The 22,798-nt window shown below is 64.1% G+C and carries 23 protein-coding genes; 10 read left to right on the forward strand and 13 right to left on the reverse strand.

From position 1 onward, the window contains the following. The first annotated feature begins 1 nt into the window (after position 1). Positions 2-316, forward strand: coding sequence for an antibiotic biosynthesis monooxygenase (locus tag QCE69_RS32035; RefSeq protein WP_309926559.1), 315 nt, complete (start codon positions 2-4; stop codon positions 314-316). A 112-nt stretch (positions 317-428) separates the two neighbouring features. Here QCE69_RS32035 and QCE69_RS32040 read toward each other — a convergent pair whose 3' ends face one another. Together QCE69_RS32040 and lhpI are read right to left on the reverse strand one after the other, a co-directional pair. Next, positions 429-749: a hypothetical protein gene (locus QCE69_RS32040; protein ID WP_309926561.1), complete on the reverse strand. Its 321-nt coding sequence runs from the start codon at positions 747-749 to the stop codon at positions 429-431. 92 nt (positions 750-841) lie between these two features. Next, complete coding sequence (gene lhpI / locus QCE69_RS32045; protein ID WP_309934936.1) at positions 842-1,792, reverse strand: bifunctional Delta(1)-pyrroline-2-carboxylate/Delta(1)-piperideine-2-carboxylate reductase; 951 nt, start codon at positions 1,790-1,792, stop codon at positions 842-844. Between the two features lie 287 nt (positions 1,793-2,079). On the opposite strand from lhpI, the gene ppk2 reads away from it, so the two are divergent. Continuing rightward, positions 2,080-2,982, forward strand: coding sequence for a polyphosphate kinase 2 (gene ppk2, locus QCE69_RS32050; protein ID WP_309926565.1), 903 nt, complete (start codon positions 2,080-2,082; stop codon positions 2,980-2,982). Between the two features lie 43 nt (positions 2,983-3,025). On the opposite strand, the gene QCE69_RS32055 is transcribed toward ppk2, so the two are convergent. The 5 genes from QCE69_RS32055 to QCE69_RS32075 form a co-directional block, all read right to left on the reverse strand. Then, positions 3,026-3,250, reverse strand: a complete 225-nt coding sequence (locus tag QCE69_RS32055) for a hypothetical protein (RefSeq protein WP_309926568.1) — start codon at positions 3,248-3,250, stop codon at positions 3,026-3,028. Positions 3,251-3,426: 176 nt separating this feature from the next. Next, entirely contained in the window at positions 3,427-4,950 is a 1,524-nt protein-coding gene (locus tag QCE69_RS32060; protein WP_409017947.1) for an efflux transporter outer membrane subunit, read from the reverse strand. Continuing rightward, complete coding sequence (locus tag QCE69_RS32065) at positions 4,947-8,147, reverse strand: efflux RND transporter permease subunit (RefSeq protein ID WP_309926572.1); 3,201 nt, start codon at positions 8,145-8,147, stop codon at positions 4,947-4,949. Before QCE69_RS32065 ends, QCE69_RS32060 begins: the two co-directional genes overlap by 4 nt. 31 nt (positions 8,148-8,178) lie before the next feature. Further along, a complete protein-coding gene (locus tag QCE69_RS32070; RefSeq protein WP_309820483.1) occupies positions 8,179-9,375 on the reverse strand; it encodes an efflux RND transporter periplasmic adaptor subunit in 1,197 nt (398 codons plus the stop codon). A gap of 103 nt (positions 9,376-9,478) precedes the next feature. Continuing rightward, positions 9,479-10,297, reverse strand: coding sequence for an alpha/beta hydrolase (locus QCE69_RS32075; RefSeq protein WP_309926576.1), 819 nt, complete (start codon positions 10,295-10,297; stop codon positions 9,479-9,481). 217 nt (positions 10,298-10,514) lie between these two features. Between QCE69_RS32075 and QCE69_RS32080 the strand changes: the two genes are divergently transcribed. From QCE69_RS32080 to QCE69_RS32090, 3 genes are all read left to right on the forward strand, one after another. Continuing rightward, on the forward strand, positions 10,515-11,525 hold the full coding sequence (locus tag QCE69_RS32080) for a LysR family transcriptional regulator (protein WP_404986001.1): 1,011 nt from the start codon (positions 10,515-10,517) through the stop codon (positions 11,523-11,525). 243 nt (positions 11,526-11,768) lie between these two features. Next, positions 11,769-12,119, forward strand: a complete 351-nt coding sequence (locus QCE69_RS32085; protein WP_309934938.1) for a DUF4148 domain-containing protein — start codon at positions 11,769-11,771, stop codon at positions 12,117-12,119. Positions 12,120-12,150: 31 nt separating this feature from the next. Further along, a complete protein-coding gene (locus tag QCE69_RS32090) occupies positions 12,151-12,300 on the forward strand; it encodes a hypothetical protein (protein ID WP_309926581.1) in 150 nt (49 codons plus the stop codon). Between the two features lie 52 nt (positions 12,301-12,352). Here the strand turns inward: QCE69_RS32090 and QCE69_RS32095 are convergent, their stop codons facing one another. After that, positions 12,353-14,875, reverse strand: a complete 2,523-nt coding sequence (locus QCE69_RS32095; RefSeq protein ID WP_309934940.1) for an adenosylcobalamin-dependent ribonucleoside-diphosphate reductase — start codon at positions 14,873-14,875, stop codon at positions 12,353-12,355. Positions 14,876-15,037: 162 nt separating this feature from the next. Between QCE69_RS32095 and mobB the strand changes: the two genes are divergently transcribed. Continuing rightward, positions 15,038-15,562, forward strand: coding sequence for a molybdopterin-guanine dinucleotide biosynthesis protein B (mobB, locus tag QCE69_RS32100; protein ID WP_309934942.1), 525 nt, complete (start codon positions 15,038-15,040; stop codon positions 15,560-15,562). Here mobB and QCE69_RS32105 read toward each other — a convergent pair. Both QCE69_RS32105 and QCE69_RS32110 read right to left on the reverse strand, forming a co-directional pair. Then, a complete protein-coding gene (locus tag QCE69_RS32105) occupies positions 15,559-15,759 on the reverse strand; it encodes a DUF2783 domain-containing protein (protein ID WP_309926585.1) in 201 nt (66 codons plus the stop codon). The two genes, mobB and QCE69_RS32105, sit on opposite strands and share 4 nt — an antisense overlap. Positions 15,760-15,767: 8 nt before the next feature. Beyond that, positions 15,768-17,447: an FAD-dependent oxidoreductase gene (locus tag QCE69_RS32110; protein ID WP_309934944.1), complete on the reverse strand. Its 1,680-nt coding sequence runs from the start codon at positions 17,445-17,447 to the stop codon at positions 15,768-15,770. A 284-nt stretch (positions 17,448-17,731) separates the two neighbouring features. Between QCE69_RS32110 and QCE69_RS32115 the strand changes: the two genes are divergently transcribed. Then, entirely contained in the window at positions 17,732-17,947 is a 216-nt protein-coding gene (locus tag QCE69_RS32115; protein ID WP_309934945.1) for a YXWGXW repeat-containing protein, read from the forward strand. Between the two features lie 31 nt (positions 17,948-17,978). Here the strand turns inward: QCE69_RS32115 and QCE69_RS32120 are convergent, their stop codons facing one another. Both QCE69_RS32120 and QCE69_RS32125 read right to left on the reverse strand, forming a co-directional pair. Continuing rightward, positions 17,979-18,761, reverse strand: coding sequence for an IclR family transcriptional regulator (locus QCE69_RS32120; protein WP_309926591.1), 783 nt, complete (start codon positions 18,759-18,761; stop codon positions 17,979-17,981). Between the two features lie 68 nt (positions 18,762-18,829). Further along, on the reverse strand, positions 18,830-19,339 hold the full coding sequence (locus QCE69_RS32125) for a cupin domain-containing protein (RefSeq protein WP_309934947.1): 510 nt from the start codon (positions 19,337-19,339) through the stop codon (positions 18,830-18,832). 150 nt (positions 19,340-19,489) lie between these two features. Here QCE69_RS32125 and QCE69_RS32130 point away from each other — a divergent pair, with 150 nt between their 5' ends. Together QCE69_RS32130 and QCE69_RS32135 are read left to right on the forward strand one after the other, a co-directional pair. Continuing rightward, positions 19,490-20,221, forward strand: coding sequence for an ABC transporter substrate-binding protein (locus QCE69_RS32130; RefSeq protein ID WP_309934949.1), 732 nt, complete (start codon positions 19,490-19,492; stop codon positions 20,219-20,221). A 23-nt stretch (positions 20,222-20,244) separates the two neighbouring features. Further along, positions 20,245-20,697, forward strand: coding sequence for a GNAT family N-acetyltransferase (locus QCE69_RS32135; RefSeq protein WP_309934952.1), 453 nt, complete (start codon positions 20,245-20,247; stop codon positions 20,695-20,697). 262 nt (positions 20,698-20,959) lie between these two features. Here the strand turns inward: QCE69_RS32135 and QCE69_RS32140 are convergent, their stop codons facing one another. Continuing rightward, the gene (locus QCE69_RS32140; RefSeq protein ID WP_309934953.1) at positions 20,960-21,649 is read right to left on the reverse strand and encodes a DJ-1/PfpI family protein; all 690 of its coding nucleotides are present in this window, start codon (positions 21,647-21,649) and stop codon (positions 20,960-20,962) included. Between the two features lie 133 nt (positions 21,650-21,782). Between QCE69_RS32140 and QCE69_RS32145 the strand changes: the two genes are divergently transcribed. Beyond that, the gene (locus QCE69_RS32145) at positions 21,783-22,781 is read left to right on the forward strand and encodes a helix-turn-helix domain-containing protein (protein WP_309934956.1); all 999 of its coding nucleotides are present in this window, start codon (positions 21,783-21,785) and stop codon (positions 22,779-22,781) included. Positions 22,782-22,798 lie beyond the last annotated feature (17 nt).

The raw sequence follows: 22,798 nt of genomic DNA on the forward strand, positions 1-22,798 counted from the left end.
CATGTATATCGCCATGAACCGCTTCAAGATCGTACCCGGCGCCGAAGCCGATTTCGAACGCCTCTGGACCAGCCGCGATACCCATCTCAAGGACGTGCCGGGCTTCGTGGAGTTTCATCTGCTGAAGGGACCCACGAAGGACGACCATGTGCTCTATTCGAGCCACACAATCTGGGCAAACCGAGAGTCCTTCGACGACTGGACGCGTTCCGACGCGTTCCGCGCCGCGCACCGCAATGCGGGCGGGGAAACGCGCCAGCTTTACCTCGGACATCCGGAGTTCGAAGGCTTCGAAGTGATCCAGACGGTCAAGTGAGGTCCGGCGAACGACCGGTCCATTCAGCCGTCCGTTCGCGCCCGGAGCACGCGCGTTTTACACACGTATGAAAAAACGCGCTTCGCCGACAGGCGCTTGTCAGAACTTCCTGTCAGGCCTTCGCGCCGCGCGCCATACGCTGGAGTGTCGACGAATCGATGGCCGCGGCGCAGATGCGCACCGCCTCCTTCAGCGTGCGCGGGCGGCCCGCGCCGAACTGCGATTCGAGCATGGCCACGGCGCGCAGACGCTCATCGTTGCCGAGCTTTTCGCCGGTCGCCAGTTCCAGTACCGAGATGAAGTAGGCCGCGGGCGGCGCGGCATTGGGCGTGGGGCGCGGCGGGCGGCTTGCGCTTGCCGCGCCGCCGCTTTCATGGCCGTCCTCGTGGGCGGGGATCCAGGGGTGCCACTTGCTGTCGTATCGACTCTTCATGAGTGTGTTCGCTGGCTGAATTGCAGGGACACGCCGTTGCGCGCCTCGTCATCAAGCCAACTGACAGCAAGGACCGTTCCAAGCAGCTTCAATCAGCCCCCGCCCGGGCTTTCCTCCGACAAAATCACCCGCGCGACGCGGCATGCCGCCAGGTCCCAGGCCGCGCAGCCAACCGACTTGAACATGACGGGCCGGGGGGCGGCGTCCGCCGAAACCGGAGCCGCCAGCGCCTCGGCAAGCGCCCGCACCGCGCCCCACTCGACGCCTGCCAGGATGAAATCGCCGGCTTCGTGGCGGGCGCCGGCCAGATCGTCCACGTAAAGCGCGCTGCCATGCACGATCTCAGCAGCGATCTCGGCGGCATCGGCGGTGAAGGCGCCCACGCCGATCACCAACCGTCCGGCGCGCGGAGGCGCCGTGTACACCGGCGTCTTGCTGGTGGTCGCGGCGATCACCACATCGACCGATGCGGGGATCTCCGCCGCCTCGAGCGGCGCGAGGTGGCGGCCGGGCGCCGCATGCGCGTCGCAGAACGCGCGCGCACGCTCCGCCCGCGAACCCTGCACGAGAATGCGTGCCTCCGGATACACGGCCGCCAGCGCCTCGACGTGAAACGCCGACTGCCTGCCCGTGCCGATTACCAGCACCTCGCGCGGCGCGGCGCCGTGCAGCGCGCGGATCGCCAGCATCGAAACCGCAGCCGTGCGCCGCCCGGTCACCGTGGGGCCGTCCAGCATGAATTGCGGCACGCCGGTGGCGGCATCGTAGGCGGTAACCTGACCGTGAATCGTCGGCAGGCCGAGCGCGCCGTTGCCCGCGCACACGTTGACGAGCTTGTGCATCGCGAGATCGGCGGCGCTCGCGGGCATCGACAGCATCACGCCGCCTTCGATCGGCACGACCATGCGCTCCGGACTCACGATGCGCCCCGCCGCGTAGTCGAGCATGGTCGCGGCGAGCGTGTCCACGAGACGGTTGTACGGCACGAGACGGGCGGTCTGCACGTCGTCGAAACTCTGGAGGGCGCGTGGCGTTGGGGTCATCGTGTTCTCGTCTGGCTGGAAGAAAGTGGACATGCCATCGGCATGCCATTGAAGCGCGGAATTATTCTAACGGCGCGCACAACGACGGCGCGACCGCGTCATAAAGCCACTTAACCGGCGCGGCGCGCGCCTGTCACAATGATTTCCCTGTTCGACGAGTCAGGCGGGAGCGCCGTTGTCACATGCCTGCCACTGGCGACGGTCATACTCGGCGGACCCGCGTCTTCGTCTCGCGCCGCCTGGCGCAATGCACCACGACAGCCCAGCACACAATCACGGAGCCAACCATGAGCATCGACACGACGGACAAGCAGCGCCGTTTCCACGCGGACCTCATCGACAGTTACGACGAAGAGTTCGAGATGGAAATCGATGACCGCTTTCTGGACGGTGAATCGACCTTCTCGGATGAAGAGCGCGCGCTGCGCAAGACCTATTTCCGCGAACTGTTCCGTCTGCAAGGCGAGCTCGTGAAGCTGCAGGACTGGGTCGTGCATACGGGTCATCGTCTGGTCGTGCTGTTCGAAGGACGCGATGCGGCCGGCAAGGGCGGCGCGATCAAGCGCATCACGCAGCGTCTCAATCCGCGGGTCTGCCGCGTCGCCGCCCTGCCCGCGCCGAACAATCGCGAGCGCACGCAGTGGTACTTCCAGCGCTATGTGTCGCACTTGCCGGCAGCCGGCGAGATCGTGCTGTTCGACCGCAGCTGGTACAACCGCGCGGGCGTCGAGCGCGTGATGAACTTCTGTACCGATGAGGAGTATGAGGAATTCTTCCGCTCGGTGCCCGAGTTCGAGAAGATGCTGGTGCGCAGCGGCATCCAGATCGTCAAGTACTGGTTCTCGATCACCGATGACGAACAGGAAGTGCGCTTCCAGGCGCGTATCGAGGATCCGCTCAAGCAGTGGAAGCTGAGCCCGATGGACCTTGAAAGCCGTCGCCGCTGGGAAGCGTACACGGCGGCGAAGGAAGTCATGCTGGCGCGCACGCACATTCCGGAGGCGCCGTGGTGGGTTGTGCATGCAGTGGACAAGAAGCGTGCGCGTCTGAACTGCATCCACCATCTGCTGAACCAGGTGCCGTATCACGATGTGGAGCATTCGCCGATCGAGCTACCCGACCGCGTGTTCAATCCTGACTATCTCCGGCAACCCGTGCCGGATGAGCTGTACGTTCCTGAGGTTTATTGAAGCAAGTTATTGATCGAGTGTGTTTGTCGAAGCGCGAACCGGTTCAGCAGCAGTTGCTGCAAGGAACGTGCTTCACTCTTTCGACATCGCGCCGGCGCGTGAATGCATGGCGCAGCGCGAACTGATACGCCTGTTGCGAACCCTTGAGCATCACGACGAACATGACCTGCGCGAGGTTGAAGTCGAGCGTGACCATCAGGCGCATCAACAGCAGCAGTGGCAGCACCACCGCCGGCTGATACAGTTGTTTTGCTATCAAGTCTTTCATCTTCGGCTCCTTATCCCATGTTCGTATTTTATGGACTGGAGCCTCGCGGATAAACGCTCCGCAGGTGAAGACATATGTTCCGTGAAGCGAACAATCAGCCGTGAATGCGCATGAGCCGTCGGCCCTCATGCAAATGGCCCTGCGCGAGGCAGGGCCATGTTCACGTTACTTCTGCGTTACTTCTGCGCGAGACTCGCGTCAGGCACCGGCGTGGGCTTCGCATCGCCCCAGCCGCCGCCCAGTGCGCGTATCAGATTCACCGTCGATACCGCCTGCAAGCCCTGCAACTGCACCGATGACCGCTGCGTTTGCAGCACCGTGCGTTCGGCGTCGATGACATCGAGATAGTTCACCGCGCCTTCCGTGTACTGGGTGCGCGACAGCTGCGCGGCGCGTACCGAGTACTTCACCGCATCGTCCTGCGTCGCGGTCTGGTCTTCGAGAATGCGCAGATCGGACAGGTTGTCCTCCACTTCGCGGAAGGCCACGAGCACCTGCTGCCGATAGCTCGCGACATCCTCTTCATACACTGCCCGCGCATTCGCGAGATTGCCCTTGCGGCGGCCGCCATCGAAGATCGGCAGGTTCAGCGCCGTGCCCGCGAACGGCCCGAGCAGGAACGTGCGGCTCGACCAGTTGAAGAGATCGCCGAGCGTCGCCGACTCGAAGCCGCCCGAGCCCGTCAGCGTCAGCGACGGGAAGAAAGCCGCCTTCGCCACGCCGATGCGCGCATTGGCTGCGGCCATCGCGCGTTCCGCTGCGGCGATGTCGGGACGGCGTTCGAGCAGCGCCGAAGGCAGCCCTGGCGGGACACGAATCGTGACCGGCTTGAGCGGATTCGCGGCCATCGAGAACTCCGCGGGCGTCTTGCCGAGCAGCACCGCGAGGCTGTGCTCGGAGGCCGCGCGCAGACGCTGCACGGTCATCGCGTCGGACCGGGCAGTCGCCAGCTCCGACTTCGCGCGAGCAACGTCCAGCTCGCTGATGTCGCCTTCGGTGAAGCGTCGTTGCACCAGCTTCAGCGCCTGTTCGCGCAACTGCACGGTGCGCGTGAAGACGTCGGTTTCAGCGTCCAGCTCGCGCAGGTTGAAGTAGTTCTGCGCGACGTCCGCTTGCAGCGCCAGCTGCACCGAGCGGAACAGCGCCTCGCTCTGCGCAGTGTCCGCGTTGGCCGCCTGCACCGAGTTCGACACGCGGCCGAACAGATCCACTTCATACGACGCGCTCGCCTGCGCACGCCACAAGGTCTGCGCGGGCACATTGGCATTCGCCGGCAGGAACTGCGATGCCGGCGAGAACTTCTCGCGAGTCGGGCCGAAGCCCGCGTCGAGCGTCGGGAACAGCCCCGCGCGCGCCGTCTGGTTGATCGCGCGCGCTTCCTTCACGCGCGCGGCCGCCGCCTTCAGGTTCTGGTTCGCGTCCTGCGCCTGCTTTTCCAGATCGTTGAGCGAAGCGTCGCCGAAGATCGTCCACCATTCGCCACGCAGCATCTCTTCCGAGGGCTGCGCGGTCTTCCAGGTGCCCGCCTCCGATGCGTCCAGCGTCTTTTGCGGCGTTTCCTTGTAGGCGGACGGCGCGCCGACATCCGGCTTTTCGTAAGTGGGCGCGAGCGAGCAGCCCGCAACCACCAGCAGCGCCGCCATCAGGCCCGGCACACCCAACCATCGTTTCATATGCAACTTGTTCATCATCGACCTCATTGCGCTTCAGGCGAAGCACCGATACCGCGCATCTGCGGATGCGAGCCATGCTTGTCCGTCACGTGTTCGGTGCGCGACAGCTTGCGCAGGATCACGTAGAACACGGGCGTCAGCATCAGACCGAACAACGTGACGCCGAGCATGCCGAAGAACACCGCGACACCCATTGCGTGACGCATCTCAGAACCCGCGCCCGACGACAGCACGAGCGGCACCACACCCATGATGAACGCAATGGACGTCATCAGGATCGGGCGCAGACGCAGCCGGCTCGCTTCGATCGCGGCCTGCACGATGGAGCGTCCCTGCATCTCCAGTTCGCGTGCGAACTCCACGATCAGGATCGCGTTCTTCGCCGACAGCCCCACCAGCACCATCAAGCCGATCTGCGTGAAGATGTTGTTGTCGCCATCCGTGAGCCATACGCCGAGCAGCGCGGACAGAATGCTCATCGGCACGATCAGGATCACCGCGAGCGGCAGCGTCAGGCTTTCATACAGCGCGGCCAGCACCAGGAACACCAGCAGCACGCTGATCGGGAACACCCACAGCGCTGCGTTGCCCGCGAGGATCTGCTGATACGTGAGATCGGTCCATTCGAACTTGATCCCGCGCGGCAGCACTTCCGCCGCAATGCGTTCCGCCGCCGCCTGCGCCTGTCCCGACGAATAACCCGGAGCCGGGCCGCCGTTGATGTCCGCCGCCGTGTAGCCGTTGTAGCGCACGACCATTTCCGGCCCGTAGGTCGGCGACACCTTCACCAGCGACGACAAGGGCACCATGTCGCCATTCGCATTGCGCGTCTTGAGCAAGCCGATATCTTCCGGATGCGCACGGAACGGTGCATCCGCCTGCACGCGCACCTGATACACGCGGCCGAAGCGGTTGAAGTCGTTCACGTACAGCGAGCCGAGATAGACCTGCATCGTGTCGAACACATCCGTCACCGAGACGCCGAGCTGCTTCGCCTTCACGCGGTCCAGATCGACATTCAGTTGCGGCACGTTGATCTGATAGCTCGAGAACGTCGGTCCGAGTTCGGGCGTCTGCGAAGCGCGCTTGATGAATGCCTGGGTGGCATCGGCGAGCGCTGCATAGCCGAGCGCGCCGCGATCCTCCAGCTGCATCTTGAAGCCGCCCAGCGTGCCCAGCCCCAGCACCGGCGGCGGCGGGAACACGGCGATGAACGAATCCTTGATGCCGGCGTACTTCTGGTTCAGCGCACCCGCGATGGCATTGGCCGACAGCGCCTTGTCATGCACGCGGTCCTTGAAAGGCTTCAGCGTGACGAACACGATGCCCGCGCTGGACGAATTGGTGAAGCCGTTCACCGACAGACCCGGGAACTCCACCGCGCTTTCCACGCCCGGCTGCTTCAGCGCGATAGCCGACATCTGGCGGATCACGCCTTCAGTGCGGTCGAGCGAAGCGCCGTTCGGCAGTTGCGCGAAGCTGATGAGGTACTCCTTGTCCTGCGCGGGCACGAAACCGCCCGGCACGACCTTGCCCATCAGCACCGCGCCCGCGAGCAGCACGGCATACACCACCATCATGATCGACTTGCGGCCGATCACACCCTTCACACCCTTGCCATACGCTTCCGAACCGCGATGGAAGACCTTGTTGAAGCCCCGGAAGAAGCCGCCGAACACGCGATCCATGGCGCGCGTGAGCCAGTCCTTCGGTTCATCGTGGCCCTTCAGCAGCAGCGCGGCGAGCGCAGGCGAGAGCGTCAGCGAATTGAACGCGGAGATCACCGTCGAGATGGCGATGGTCATCGCGAACTGCTTGTAGAACTGCCCCGTGAGACCGGACATGAATGCGAGCGGCACGAACACGGCCACCAGCGTCAGCGCAATCGCGATGATGGGTCCGCTGACCTCGCGCATCGCCTGATAGGTGGCCTCTCGTGCTGACAGACCCGCCTCGATGTTCCGCTCGACGTTTTCGACCACCACGATCGCATCGTCGACGACGATACCGATTGCCAGCACCATCCCGAACAGCGACAACGCGTTGATCGAGAAGCCAAACGCAAGCAGCAGCGAGAAGGTCCCGACGATCGACACCGGCACCGCGAGCAGCGGAATGATCGATGCGCGCCAGGTTTGCAGGAACACGATCACCACGAGCACGACCAGCGCGATGGCTTCAGCGAGCGTATGGATCACCGCTTCGATGCTGGAACGCACGAACTGCGTCGGGTCATAGACGATCTGGTATTCGAGGCCTGCGGGCATGTCGGCCTGGAGTTCCTTCATGGTCTTGCGGACTTCGTCGGAGATCTGCAGCGAGTTCGCGCCCGGTTGCTGGTTGATCGCGATGGCCACCGCCGACTTGTTGTCGAGCAACGAGCGCAGACCGTATTCCGATGCTGCCAACTCGACACGCGCGACATCGCCGAGATGCGTGACGGCGCCGTCCGGCGAAGTCTTCAGCACGATATCGCGGAACTCGGCTTCGTTCTGCAAGCGGCCGCGCGCATTCACGTTCAGTTGCAGCGGCACGTTCGGCAGCGTGGGCGAGCCGCCGATCACGCCGGCCGCGACCTGCACGTTCTGCTCGCGGATCGCGTTCGCGACGTCAGTGGCCGTGAGGCCGCGCTGCGCGACCTTCTGCGGATCGAGCCACACGCGCATCGAGTAATCGCCCGAGCCCCACAGCTGCACTTCACCCACACCCGCGATGCGCTCCAGCCGGTCCTTCACGTTGATCAGCGCGTAGTTGCGCAGATACGTCATGTCGTAACGGCCGTTGGGCGAGTTCAGATGGACCACCATCGTGAGCGTCGGCGAGGACTTGATGGTCGTCACGCCGAGCCGCTGCACGTCCTGCGGCAGACGCGGCAGCGCCTGGTTCACGCGGTTCTGCACCAGCTGCGTGTTCTTGTCGGGATCGGTGCCGAGCTTGAACGTGACCGTGGTCGTGAGGTTGCCGTCGCTGTTCGCCTGCGACTGCATGTACAGCATGTCCTCGACGCCGTTGATCTGCTCTTCCAGCGGCGAAGCCACGGTCTCGGCAATCACCTTCGGGTTCGCGCCGGGATACTGCGCATGCACGACGACCGAAGGCGGCACGACTTCCGGATACTCGGAGATCGGCAGCTTGAACATGGCGATCACGCCCGCCAGCAACACGATCACCGAGAGCACGCCCGCAAAGATCGGGCGGTCGATGAAAAATTTGGAAATATTCATGACGAGTTCTGTCTGTTGCGGATGACGCGCATTACTGCGCGGATGCCGTCTTCACGACCGGAGCATCGCTGTCGTTGTTCATCGCGACGTTGTTGGCCTTGATCACGTCGTTCGGACGCACACGCTGCAAGCCGTTCACGACGATGCGCTCGCCCGGCTGCAAGCCCTTGCTGATGACGCGCAAGCCTTCATGCGTCTGACCGAGCGTGACTTCGCGGTACTGCACGCGGTTGTCCTTGTCGACGACCATCACGTACTTCTTGTCCTGGTCCGTGCCGATAGCCTCGTCCTCGACGAGCACCGCCGGATGCGGCGTGCCGCCGCCCACCTTGACGCGCGCATAGAGCCCCGGCACCAGCGAGCCGTCCGGGTTGTTGAAGCGCGCGCGCACGCGGATCGTGCCGGAGGTGGTATCGAGGCGGTTGTCGACCGAATCGACGACGCCATCACGCGAATACCCATCCTCGTTCGCGAGACCCAGCGACACCGGCACCTTCGAACCCGCATCGCGGCCGAGATAGCGCAGATAGGTTTGCTCGTCGACGTCGAAGGAAGCGTAGATCGGCGAGACCGACACCAGCGTGGTCAACAGCGGCGCGTTCGCACCCGTCGACACGATGTTGCCCACCGTGAGCTCAGCGCGCGACACGCGGCCCGACACCGGCGCCGTGATGTGCGTGTAGGCGAGATTGATCTTCGCGGCTTCGAGCGCAGCCTGCGCGGCCTTCAGGTTGGCGACGGCCTCGCGGGCGGCGTTCTGCTTCTCGTCGTAATCACGCTTGGCGATGGCGTTGTCGGCGAGCAGCCGTTCGGCGCGCGCGGCGTCGGTCGACGTGTAGCCGTTGCGCGCCTGGGCCGCCGCGAGCTGCGCCTGCGCGCGGTCCACTTCGGCTTCGTACGGGCGCGGATCGATGGTGAACAGTGCATCACCCTTCTTCACGAGCTGACCGTCCTTGAAATGCACGGCGACGATGGTGCCCGGCACGAGCGGACGGATATCGACGTGATCCACCGCTTCCAGCCGGCCCGAATAGCTCTGCCAGTCAGTGATGGTCCGGGCGATCACGGTGGCGACGTCCACTTCGGTGGCCGTCGGGCTATGCGCGGCGGCCTTGGCTTCGTTCATGGCCGCGTCGCCGTGGCCGTGCAGAGCGGTATAGCCGCCCGCGCCGGCAATGATGACTGCCGCGCCCAGCGTGGCGTAGATGCGTTTGCGAGTGAAGAACATGGTGAGAGGCTCCGGTTGCGTTGAGATTGTTGTTGTGTGGTGCTGCGCTGGCGTGCCGATTCTTGCGTTGATGTTGCGAACGTTGCGAACCGGCTTCCCGCGCTTATTTGGTGCGCGCCAGCCGCTTTCTGAAGAACGCGACGACATCGGCAAGCGCATCCGGGTGCGCGGCCAATGCGTGGTGCGAGGTCTTGCCATGACGCGTGACTTCAGTCGGCACGCCTGCGGCGATCAGTTCGCCGGCGTATTTTTCCGCCTCGATATGCAGCAGATCGTGCTCGGCGCTCGCGATCATCGCGGGCGGCAGTCCGCCCAGGCGCCGCGATTCGAGCGGCGCCGCGTACGGATGCAGGCGTTGCGACGGGTTCGGCAGATAGGCGCGATACCACTGCGCGCAATCGCAGGCTTCGAAATCGGGGCACAGCACCTTCCGTTCGTCGGCCATGCGCGTCAGGCTCGGATCGAGCAGCGGCGCCAGCAGGGCCTGCGCGGACATGCGGATATCGCCGCGATCACGCGCGATGGCAGCCACGCACGTGGCAAGATTGCCGCCCGCGTCATGACCCGCGATGCCGATGCGCAACGGATCCGCACGCTGTCCGCGTGCATGCGCCACGGCCCATTGCGCCGCGCGATAGCCGTCTTCGGGCGCGGCCGGAAACGGGAACGCGGGTGCGAGCGAATAGCCGACCGACACGACCCATGCGGGTGTATCGCGCGCAATGGTCGCGGCGGCGATGTCCGCGTCTTCGAGCGTTCCGCCGATAAAACCGCCGCCGTGAAAATAGAGCACGATGGGCACGACCTTCCCATCCGATGCAGGACGATAGCTGCGCACCGTGATGGGCTGCGTGTGACCCGTGATGCGCACATCCTCGATGCACAGCCGGGGGCTCGACTCCAGTTCCAACAGTGTTGCCATGGTTATTCGTGGTGCGGGGCCCGTGCTGCAAGGCCTGCGCGCATAAGTTGCGATGCTGCGAATTCTGGGGGCCGCGCCTTTCTGGATAAATGCCTATAATCCGGCAACACAATTCGGTCGCCCCGAACAATCGTGGTTATCCCTCGCGATTATTCGACCGGTCTTTCTTTGGCGTCCGCTTAATTCCCGGCGGCGCAAGCATTCAAGGTGAGAGAACATGGATCGGCTTCAAGCAATGCAGGTCTTCACTCGAGTCGTCGACACCAACAGCTTTTCCCGCGCCGCGGACACGCTCAATCTGCCGCGCGCCTCGGTCACGACGATCATCCAGAACCTCGAAGCGCATCTCAACGTGCGCCTGCTCCAGCGCACCACGCGCAGGCTCAATCTCACGCCCGACGGCGCGGCGTACTACGAGCGCTGCGTGCGCATTCTCGCGGACATCGAGGAAGCCGAAGGTTCTTTCTCGAACAACGGCAAGGGTCCGCATGGCAAGCTGCGCGTGGACATGCCGGGCGCGATAGGACGTCTCATCGTGATGCCGCAGTTATGCGATTTCCACACGCGCTACCCGGACATCGAGCTGATGATGGGTTTCGGCGACAAGCCGGTCGATCTGATTCAGGAAGGCGTCGATTGCGTGATCCGCGTGGGTACGCTGCAGGATTCGAGTCTGGTGGCGCGGCGTATTGGCGTGTTCCAGGGCGTGACCGTGGCCGCGCCGCAGTATCTCGAACGGCACGGCATTCCTGAGACCATCGACGATCTGCAGGACCACACCGCCGTCAATTATTTTTCGAGTCGCACGGGCCGCGTGATGGACATGGACTTCGTCGTCGACGATAAGACCGTCGAAGTGAAGATGCGCGGCATGATCGCGGTGAACGATGCCGAGGCGTATCTCAGCTGCGGCCTGAAGGGCGTCGGCATCATCCAGGTGCCGCGCTTCATGGCGCTGCCGCATCTGCGCGCAGGTGAACTCATCGAAGTGCTGCCGCAATGGAATCCGCTGCCCATGCCGATTTCAGCCGTGTATCCGCATAACCGGCATCTGTCGCCGAAGGTGCGCGTGTTTGTCGACTGGGCGGCCGAGTTGTTCGAACGCTGCCCGCTCCTGCAAGGCCAGAAGGATGCGGAAGACCGCTGCCTGCCGACGAGCACCGCATCGCCGAAGGTCGTGCGTCATGGCACGCCGGAAGTCGCGGGTACTGAAGATGTGGTTGCATAGCTAATCAATTTGCTGACCGGCGCGGCGCCTATCGCTTCGATAGGCGCCGCGCGACAACTCCGCTCAAGCCCGCCTCGCAAGCCTCTGCGCGATTGTTCACCGGATTCGATAAATCTTTTCGCCGATCCGGCATTTATCCCCGCCCCGCTGTCCGACTAAATTGTCCTGAACGCAACGTGCCTCAGGCGCAGATTGCAATCCGCAATTGCCCGCACGCTGCATCGGAACGAAGGAGTCGCAAGCATGAAACAGCTCATCACGGGGTTCTCCCTGGCCGCCATCTCCGCAGTCGTCACGACGACCGCATTCGCGGAAGGCGGCCAGGGCATCGGGCGCGCAGGCACCTACCAGATGTCCACGCAAGTTCAGGAAAGCACGAGCGAAACGCCCAAGACCCGCGCACAAGTGGGAGCCGAACTCGTCGCCGCTTATTCGAACGGCTCCCTCCCCGCCTTGAATCGCAATAGCTATCCGGACCGCAGCATGCTGGGCGATGCCATCGCCGCGCAGAACGCTCAAGCCGAAGCGCATAACCGCGAAATCGTCGAGTACGCCAACGGGTCGTCGGCACATAACGCCGTGACGGCGCGCTGAGCGCACCGGCATAAGGAATCACGAGGTCATCATGTTCGAAAACACTTCGCTCGATCAATTCTCGGCTCTCGAAGAGCTCTCGGCCGTGACGCCGGTGTGGCGTCCTTTCGTGCAGCAGACAGCACGCGTGCCCGTTGTCTCGCAGGAAAGCCGGCAAGAATCCGCCGAGTGCGCGCATTGAGCTTCCGTCAGGCGTGGCGCGAAGATCGCACCACGCTTCTTTCAACCGCTTCTTAACCGCACGCGCCGATTTCACCGCACGACGTGCAGAAGTCGCAACCGTCCTTGCGAATCACCGCATTGGCACCGCACGTCGGGCATTTGCGGCCGTGCATCTGGGGAAGACCATGAGGATCGATCTCGCCTGGCGCGACAGCCTCGGTTACTTCTTCGCGCTCATCGGGAATGGCTACCGCATGCGGCGCGTCATCGGGACGTTTGCGCGCAAGCACGCGCGACGGTACCTGCTCGCCTTCTGCGTCGAGAAATCCGCGACGATGAAGGATCTGCTGGATCGCATACGCTAGCGCCGCCACTTCCGAGTCATGCCAGCGCGGACTGCGATGACCGTCGAGCCGTTCGACGTCGCCCAGACGCACCTGGCCGCGATCCCACGACACCTTGCGCATGTCCTGCAAGGTGCGCGCCGCGAAGCCGCCGCGCGCGGCCAGTGACAGCGAACGCATGGTCGCAGTGATCCACTGCTGCGACTCGTCGCGCTGCCCGGTTGGAATGAAGAATTCGATAGGACGCTCGATGGTCACGTCCTCGCCGCCGACGCGCCCCGTCACCTCGATGAACGACACCGCGAGATAGAGCGACTTCTTGCCGGCCTGCGTCAGATACTCAACCTTCTCGATGATCGCGGGCAACGCGCCCTTGGGCCGATGATCGATTGCGATACGCAACGGGTCGAGATCGAGTTCGGGGTCGGGTGAATCGCTGGGGGTCTCCGCCGGCGTCACCGAGAGCACGGCGCCGAGCGTCTCGTTCGGCCGATATGTCGCCAGCCCTTTCAGGCCGCGCCGCCATGCCTCGAAGTAGAGGTCCTGGAACTTGTCGAAGGGATAGTCGGCGGGCACGTTGACGGTCTTCGAAATCGACGTGTCCACGAACGGCTGCACCGCTGCCATCATTTCCATGTGCTCCTGCGCCGACATTTCAAGCGCGCTCACGAAGTAGTCCGGCAAGGCGTTCACGTCGCCGCCCATCTCGCGATACAGCCGATAGGCATGATCCTCGACGGCAAAGCTCTGCCGTGAGCCATCGGCCATGCGCTTGGTGCGCTGATAGGTCCACGAGAATGCGGGCTCGATGCCGTTCGACGCATTATCAGCAAAAGCGAGGCTAACGGTGCCGGTCGGCGCGATCGACAGCAGATGACTGTTGCGAATGCCGTGCTCGCGAATCGCGCGCTTGATGTCGTCAGGCAGGCGCGAAGCAAACGTCCCCTCTTCCAGATAGCGCTTTGCGTCGAAGAGCGGGAACGCGCCCCGCTCGCGCGCAAGCTCCACGGAAGCGCGATACGCCTCGTCGCGCATGGTGCGTGCAACACGTTCCGCGAAGTCGCGCCCTTCCTGTCTGTCGTAGCGCAAGCCGAGCATGACAAGCGTGTCGCCGAGGCCCGTGAAGCCCACGCCGATGCGCCGTTTGGCCTCCGCTTCGCGCGCCTGTTCGTCGAGCGGCCACAGCGTTACGTCGAGTACGTCGTCGAGAAAACGCACTTGCGTACGGGTTGTGCGCGCAAGTCCGTCCCAATCGAAGGCGGGCGTGGCGCCGCGCATCTGTGCGAACGGGTCGCGCACGAAGCGCGTGAGATTGAGCGGGCCGAGATTGCAGCAGCCGTAGGCGGGCAAGGGCTGTTCGCCGCAGGGATTGGTCGCGCGGATCGCTTCGATGGCGCGCAGGTTGTTGTCATCGTTCATGCGCGACATGAACACGACGCCGGGTTCCGCGACATCGTAGGTGGAACGCATGATCGTGTTCCACACGTCGCGGGCGCGCACCTCGCGATACACCCACAGGCCGTCATCACGCTGCCGCATGTCTTCCGCCGTGCGTTGCGCCGGCGATGGCTCGGCCTTGTGCACGAGTTGCCATGCAGCGTCGTCGGCGACGGCCTGCATGAATTCGTCCGTCACCGCGACCGACACGTTGAAATTGTTCCAGCGCCCTTTCGTGTGCTTGGCCGCGATGAATTCGAGCAGGTCGGGATGCGAGCAGTCGAGAATGCCCATCTGCGCACCGCGTCGCGCGCCCGCGCTTTCGACGGTGCGACACGAAGCGTCGAACACATCGATATAGCTGCACGGTCCCGACGCCGCCGAGCCAGTGGAATGCACGCGCGCCCCGCGCGGACGAATGGCCGAGAAGTTATAGCCGACGCCGCCGCCGCGCCGCATCGTCTCGGCGGCCTGCAACAAGGCGACATAGATGCCCGGCAGACCATTGCTGTCGACGCCCTGGATCGCGTCGCCCACCGGCTGCACGAAACAATTGATCAGCGTCGCTTCAATGCCCGCGCCGGCCGCGCTCATGATGCGTCCTGCGCCGAGCGCGCCGCGTTTGAAATTGTCGACGAACTCTGCCTCGATCTTCGCGCGCAGCTCCTTCGGCTCGGCGAGCGCGACGCCTCGCGCGACGCGCCGGTGAATATCGTCCACGTGCGTCTCGTCGCCTTTTGCGTACTTCTCGAGCATCACGTCGATGGAAAACTGCTGCGGTGCGAGAGCGGTGCTGGGATTGTCTTCGGCCATGTCGGATCCTGTGTGCGCTGGGCGATTCGCGCGTGGGCGAGGCAGGTGTCACGCGCGTCGGCTGAACGTGCCGCAAAGGCGATGCCCGACGATAGCGCGAAATCACCCGGCCCGCCATCGAGCCGTTACACTCCGATGATGCTCACCAGCCAGACACTTCGCATGATTACGCGTCATCCGCCGCTCTTCGGCATCGCGGGCCGCTCGGGCCAGGGCAAGACCACGCTGATCGAAGGGCTGTTGCCGTGGATGCGCGCGCAAGGTCTCGTGGTCAACGTCATCAAGCACAGTCATCATTCAATCGAACTTGAGCCGCCCGGCAAGGACAGCGCGCGCTTTCGACGCGCGGGCGCGGGCGAAGTGCTGATCGCCTCGCCGTTTCGCTATGCCATCGTGCGGGAACTGCATGACGCGGATGAACCCCCGCTCGCCGAACTCGCCATGCGGCTTTCGGATGCGGACCTGGTGATCGTCGAAGGATTCGCGCGCGAGCCCATTCCACGGCTTGAAGTGGTGCGGCCTTCCGCGGGCCGCGAACCGCTCTACAAGACCGAAGTGGACATCCTGGCCATCGCCACTGATGCACCCGAGGCCATCGATTCAACACTGCGGATGCTCGATCTGAATGACATCGCGAGCATTGGCGCATTCATCTGCGAGACCATCGGCCGGCCCCTTGCGCGCTAGCGCCCTGCCATGCCGCGACGCGCCATTGCGAGCGCTTCCTTCAGGACTTCGCCATCGCCGATGTGATTCGCCAGCAGCAGGATGAGCCGTGCGTTGAGCATCTGGCTTGCTTCGTCCGAGAGCCCGTCGTGTGTTTCGATGAGGCGCTCGTAGAACGCATCGTGGTCCGCGATATTCAGTTCGAGATTGAGCTTCATGCGCGTCGTCATCCGTTGCAGGTTGCGCGGTCGAGCGCGGCCGTGACCCGGGCGGCATCGAAGCGACGCCAGCGTGCACATACGTGCTGGTCGGGACGCAGCAGATAGAAGGTGCCCGGTTGTGCATCGAAACGATGTGCAACCATGCCCTCGACATCTTCCACCACTGTCACGCCTTCGACGCTGCACGCCATGCCCCGCGGCACCACGAGCAGCAGGCGCACCGGCAGCTTTCCGTCCTGAAGCGCCGCGAGGCTCTGCAAGCAAGCATCAGGGCCATGATTAAGGCCGCAGAAGTAAAGGCCAGCAAACGCGCCGCCGTGGGTCTGCGCAAGCAGCCATGCCGTCTGGCCATCCACCTGTACGGGCGCATCCGCGCACGGTGCGCCGGGCACCATGGCGGTGTCGAAAGCATCGTCGGCGTCATCGGGCGTGTTCAGCGGCGAATCACGCAGCACGGCAGGCACGGACAGCCGCCCGCTGTTCGCCAGGCGGCGCGCGAACGGACAGTCCTTCGCCAGTTCGAGCGTCGCGTCACGGAACAGCCGCGAGACCGCGCTCTTGGGCGTGATGAAGTCGGTGGCGCGGGTCGAGTTGAGGATGTTCTCGTCGGCGGCGTACTCGCGCTCGGATGCGTAGGTGTCGAGCAAGCTGTGCGGTGCATCGCCCTTCAGGACGAGCGCGAGCTTCCACGCAAGATTGTCCGCGTCCTGCACGCCGCTGTTCGCGCCGCGTGCACCGAACGGCGACACGCCATGCGCCGCATCGCCCGCGAAGATCACGCGGCCATGCCTGAAATGCTCCATCCTCAGGCAGGAAAATGTGTAGACGCTGACCCACTCGAGCTCGAACTCGGCGTCTTCGCCAAGCAGCGCCCGCACTCTGGGAATCACGCGCACCGGCGCTTTCTCCGCCACCGGATCGGCATCCCAGCCCAGCTGGAAATCGATGCGCCAGATGTCGTCCGGCTGACGGTGCAGCAGCACCGACTGGTTGCGATGAAACGGCGGATCGAACCAGAACCAGCGCTCGGTGGGGAACGGCGCTTTCATCTTCACATCGGCGATCAGGAAGCGATCCTTGAAGGTGCGGCCCTGGCTGTCGAGGTTCAGTGCATGACGCATTGCGCTGCGCGAACCGTCCGCCGCGACCACGTATTGAGCCTTAAGAAGGTAGGCGCCATCCGGCGTGTCGATGTGCAACTCGACATGGTCGTCTTGCTGCGTCACGCTGGACACGCTGCTCTTCCAGCGCAACTCCAGCTTGTCCAGTTGCTTTGCGCGCTCGGCGAGAAAGCCTTCGACGTAGTACTGCTGCAGGTTGATGAAGGCCGGGCGCGCATGACCGGTTTCGGGCAACAGGTTGAAGGTGTAGACCAGCTCTTCGTGCAGGAACACCTTGCCGACATTCCAGCTCACGCCCTTCTCCATCATCCGGTCGCCACAGCCCAGGCGGTCGAAGATTTCCAGCGTGCGCTTCGCGAAGCAGATGGCGCGCGAGCCTGTCGAGACGGTGTCGTCGTTATCAATCAATACGGTACGCACGCCCTGCTGGGCGAGATCGACCGCCGTTGCCAGACCGACCGGACCGGCACCCACCACGACCACCGGATAGGGCATGGGCGCTGGCGCATCGTGATCGGGTGCGCGCTGGTATTCAAAACGCAAAGTGCCGTAATTCGTGGGCATTGAGATCGTCTCCATCGGCGGACCTGAGGCCTCTTCGCACTGTCGAGCGTGTTCTCGACGATTCATTATTGTAGAACTGGTTTTATATTATTGAATTTGCGTTTACCCGCACGGTTTGCCGCGCGGTTTCCCGCACGACCGGACGAGGCGCACACGGGCTGTGTTCAATCTGCGCTTACATTCATTTACATCCTCGCGCGACGGGTTCGTCCTTTTCGAACGTTCAACAGGAACACCGGCCACAGCCTGGCCGGTTCCGATGCATGAACCAAGGGAGACAAGAAATGAAAACGAAGGCTTCGATGTTGCTGGCCGGTGCAATCGCGTCGGGGGTGCTGGTCTCGGGCTGCGTGGTCGAACCGGCGCGGCCGCCTGAGCCCGCGCCGGTGGCCGAAGTCATGCCGCCACCGCCGGCGCAGGGATACCGATGGGTGAAGGGGCATTACCGCTGGGAAGGCAACCACTGGCAGTGGGTGCCGGGACACTGGCGTCCGGTCTGAGGCGTGTTGCCTTGGTTGCGTTCTGTAGCCTTCAGGCGGCGACGTAGCCCAGCATCTTCGACACGCGTTGCGCGCAGTCGCGCAGCGCGTGTGCGATGTTGCCGTCCCATGCGCCGTCGAACGAGCCACTCGGCCCGATTGCCGTGATCGCGAGCACGATATGACGGGCATGATCGAACACCGGCGCGCTCATCGCGCTGATGCCGGCGACGGGTTCATCGAGGGCCCGCGCGATGCCGCGGTGGCGTACTTCAGTGAGCATCGCGTCGATTTGCCCGTGCGTGTAGTCGCGCCGCTGTGCGCCGATTTGCAAGCCTCCGGCACGCTCGATGGCCACCAGCGCCTCCACTGTCGAGGGCGGCAGCCAAGCGGCGAACACGCGGCCGGTTGCGGTCTGCAACAGCGACATCACGGTGCCGGTGCGCATGGTCACATGAATGGGCACGCTGGCCTGCTGAATATGGACGATTGTCGGTCCATAGCTGCCAGCGGTGGCGAGTGCGACCGTATGTTCAACGGGCGGCCGGAGGTTCGCCACTTCGGCGATCGCGACGCGCACCGGATCGACGCGCTGCAGGCTGATCAGTCCCATCTGCAACGCGAACGGTCCCAGTTCGTACCGGCCGGTGGCGGGATCCTGCTGGATCAGGCCGAGATTGCCGTAGGACACGAGGTAAGGATGTGCCTTCGCCGAAGACATGCCCGCCTTTTTCGCGAGATCGCCCAGCAACATGGGCCCGCCATGATCCACCAGCGCACGCAGCAGCGCGCCGCCTACTTCAATCGATTGAATCCCGCGGCGCACTCCGCTCATGCCCGTCCTCGTTCACCTAGTCGAGATGCGCGCGATGATAACCGCAGGCGCCGCAGCGTCAAGCACGCTCACGACTTCGGTCCGAGGCGTGCGATCAGTTCGCGGTGATGCGGGTAGCGGGCTTCGAGCGCGCCGGCCTCGGCCAGTTCGAACTCGCTGAACTCGAAACCCGGTGCGACGGTGCAGCCGACGAGCGCCGCACCGTCCGTATCGCGGCATTCGGCTGCGAACCAGTCGCCGGCTGTGACCACGGCCTGGAACGTCGCATCCGGATGCGTAACCGCATTGCCGAGACGATGCGTGTTCAGCGCCCCGTGTGCATCGAGCACGTGGACGTCGACGGGATCGCCTGCGTAGAAATGCCAGACTTCATCGGAACGAATGCGATGCCATGCGGAATGCGCGCCATCGCAAAGCAGGAAGTAGATGGCGGTGGATGCTGAACGCGGGTGCGTCTCGCGTTCGCGCGTCACGTTGCCAGGCGCGCGATAGGTCTCGCGGAAATAGCCGCCTTCGGGATGGGGTGCGAGTTGAAGACGCTGAATCCATTCGCGCGGGGCGATGCGTTCGTGCTGCATGGCGGTTCCTTTTTCCTTGCGTTTTGCGTTTTGCGTTTTGCGTTTTGCGTTTTGCGTTTTGCCAGTGCGATCGTGGTTCGCGTATTCTGCATGCAATCGACCGTATCGTTCGAGTCCTCTCTTCGTTCACTTCCTTCAGCTGACGCCACCATGACCTTGTCCTCTTCGCTGCTGAACGCCCTCGCCCCGACTGGCACACTGCGTGCGTCGATCAATCTCGGCAATCCGATCCTCGCGCATCGCACGGAAGGCAGCGAGCCGGGCGGCGTGTCCGTCGACATCGCGCGCGAACTCGCATCGCGCCTCGGCGTGCCTGCTTCGTTCACGTCGTTCGACCGGGCGGCGGAGTCGGTCGAGGCCGTCACGAACGAAGCCGCCGACATCGGCTTCTTCGCTATCGATCCGCTGCGCGGCGCGGGCATTGCGTTCACGGCGGCCTACGTATTGATCGAAGGCTGCTATCTGGTGCGCGAGGACTCGCCGATCACGCGCAACGAACAGGTGGACCGCGAAGGCAACCGGATCCTGGTCGGCAAGGCCAGCGCCTACGACCTGTTCCTCACGCGTGAAATCAAGCATGCGCAGCTGGTGCGCACGGCGTTGTCGCAGACTGTGGTCGAAGAGTTCCTGCGCGATGTTCTCGAAGTCGCGGCGGGCGTCAAGCAGCAACTGCAAGCCGATGCAGCGCGCCACCCGGGCGTGCGTCTGCTGGACGGCCGCTTCATGGTCATTCAGCAGGCGATGGGCTTGCCGAAGCGCCACGGCGAGGAAGCCGCGGCCTATCTGCGCGGCTTCGTGGAGGACATCAAGCGTTCGGGGTTCGTTGCCGCGGCACTGAAGCGGCACGGCATCGAGGGCGCGTCGGTAGCGCCGGCCGCCTGAACGCGTTCCCGCGCGAGCCGCTCATGCAACCGGATGATTCGGCAAAGATCACGCTCGCCGTGACCGACTGGATCGACGCCACGTTTGAAACGGACGTCTCCGGCGGACTTGCGGCATTCAATCGCACGCAGCTTGGGCCGAGCCGATATCGCGATCTCGCGGTGTCGGTGTATCGCGGCGACGATTTCATCGGCGGTCTCGCGGGCTACACCGCGTGGGACTGGCTCTTTGTGAAATGGCTATGGATTCGCGATGACGCGCGCGGCCTGGGCTGCGGGAGGCGCGCGCTCGAAACCGCGGAAAACGAGGCGCAGAAGCGAGGCTGCCGGGCCGCCTGGCTCGACACGATCAATCCCGCGGCGCGCGCGCTATACGCACGCTGTGGCTACGAATCGTTTGGCGAGATCGCCGATTTTCATGCAGGGCAGCCACGGTACTTTCTGCAGAAGCGCTTTGAGCACGAAAGCGGAGAGTGAGGGGCAGTTGACTTAGACACCGTGGATGATCACCGCATGCCCGCCCCTCGGTGTGCACCCGGCGTTTTGCATTACGCATGCATAACGCAAACTGGCATTTTGCGTTTTGAATTGCAAATGCCGAATGCCTTTCTTGCGCTGGGCGCAGCGCGTGAGGCAATACGCACGCACAACACCACCCCCTTGACACTACACATCCCCAACCCCACCCGGAATTTTGCGTTTTGCATTACGCACGCATAACTCCATTTGGCATTCTGCATCACGCATCCAACCCGAGCCGTTCAGCCACCCGCGCCACGATCGCGCTCCGGGCCGCCAGCGACGGCGCAGAGCGCTCTTGCACGCGCTCCAGCACTGAAGCGGGCGCGAGCGCCGGATCGCCGGCGTCGAACGGCGGGGCCGGCGCGTATTCCAGTTGCAATTGAATGGCCTGCGCCTCGCTCTCTCCAACCAGTTCGGCAACGAGCGTCAACGCGAAATCGATACCTGCCGTGACACCGCCGCCCGTGAACAGGTTGCCGTCGCGCACCACGCGCGCCTGCACTGGAACCGCCCCCAACTCCGCTAGCAACGCGTGATACGCCCAGTGCGTCGTCGCTCGTTTGCCGCGCAACAACCCCGCCGCACCGAGCACGAGCGAGCCCGTGCAGACCGAGGTCACATAGCGCGCGTTCGCCGCCTGGCTCTGGACGAAAGCGAGCGTCGCGTCGTCCTCCATCAGGTCGCCGACGCCGGCCCCGCCCGGAATGCAGATTACATCGAGCGAAGGGCAGTCGTCGAAGGTGGTGTCGGGCGTCAGGATCATCCCCGCGCTCGACTTGACGGGCTCGCGCGTCTTCGCGACGAGATGAACCCGCGCGTCCGCGAGTTGCGCGAACACATCGTACGGGCCGGTCATGTCGAGTTGCTGCACGCGGGGAAACAGCAGCAGGCCAATGTTGAGCGTCATCATCATCTCCTTGGGATCAAGCCATCGAGCATCGAATGAGTCGATGGTATGCTTCCTCACACTGGCGGAAATGACACATTCCCCACTTTTCACGCCAGACTGACGCTCGGCCCCTTGGTACATCGAATTCAAAATGCATCAAACCACGCCTCGCCCCGTCGACATCCTCGCGTTCCCCGACGTCCAGTTGCTGGATGTCGCCGGGCCGCTCCAGGTTTTCGCCACCGCGAACGATCTGGCCCGGGCAGCCGGTTTGCCGCCACCCTATCTGCCACGCGTGGTCGCCCGGGAGGGCACCGTGAGCGCATCAGCGGGGCTTGGACTGGTCGCCTGCCCGCTTCCGGCAGCGGATCAAGTCTGCGACACGCTGATCGTCGCGGGCGGCTGGGGCGTGCATGAGGCGGCGCGTGACCCGCAGCTGGTCGAGTGGGTGCGAAGCCGCTCCGTGCATGCGCGCCGCACGGCTTCCGTGTGTACCGGCGCGTTTCTGCTGGCCGCAGCAGGCCTGCTCGACGCGCGCCGCGCCGTCACGCACTGGACCCGCTGCGCGGAACTCGCCGCGCGCTTTCCTGCAGTGCGTGTAGAAGCCGATCCGATCTTCATCCGTGACGGCGACATCTGGACCTCGGCGGGCATCACGGCCGGCATCGACCTGGCGCTTGCGCTCGTCGAAGATGATCTTGGACGGGCGCCCGCGCTCGACGTGGCCCGGCATCTGGTGGTGTTTCTCAAGCGGCCCGGCGGACAGGCGCAATTCAGCACCGCACTGTCACTCCAGCATGCCGGCGAGCGCTTCGGCGAACTGCACGCCTGGATCGCCGAACATCTCGCGTCCGACCTGAGCGTGAGCGTGCTCGCGGACCGCATGGGCATGAGCGAGCGCAGCTTCGTCCGCCACTACCGTGCGCATACCGGCATGACGCCGGCGCGCGCCATCGAACGCATGCGGCTCGAAGCAGCGCGCCGCTTGCTGGGTGATACGCGCCTGTCCGTCAAGCGCGTCGCCGCCCGCTGCGGCTTCGGCTCGGAAGAGACCATGAGACGCGGTTTTTTGCGTGCACTTGGGGTACCGCCGCAAACGTATCGGGACAGATTTACCGGCGCCGGGCACACGCCCGGCGCGCATCCGTAACGGATTCCTGTCCCGCG

This window comes from Caballeronia sp. LZ032, from assembly GCF_031451315.1.
Taxonomy (GTDB): domain Bacteria; phylum Pseudomonadota; class Gammaproteobacteria; order Burkholderiales; family Burkholderiaceae; genus Caballeronia.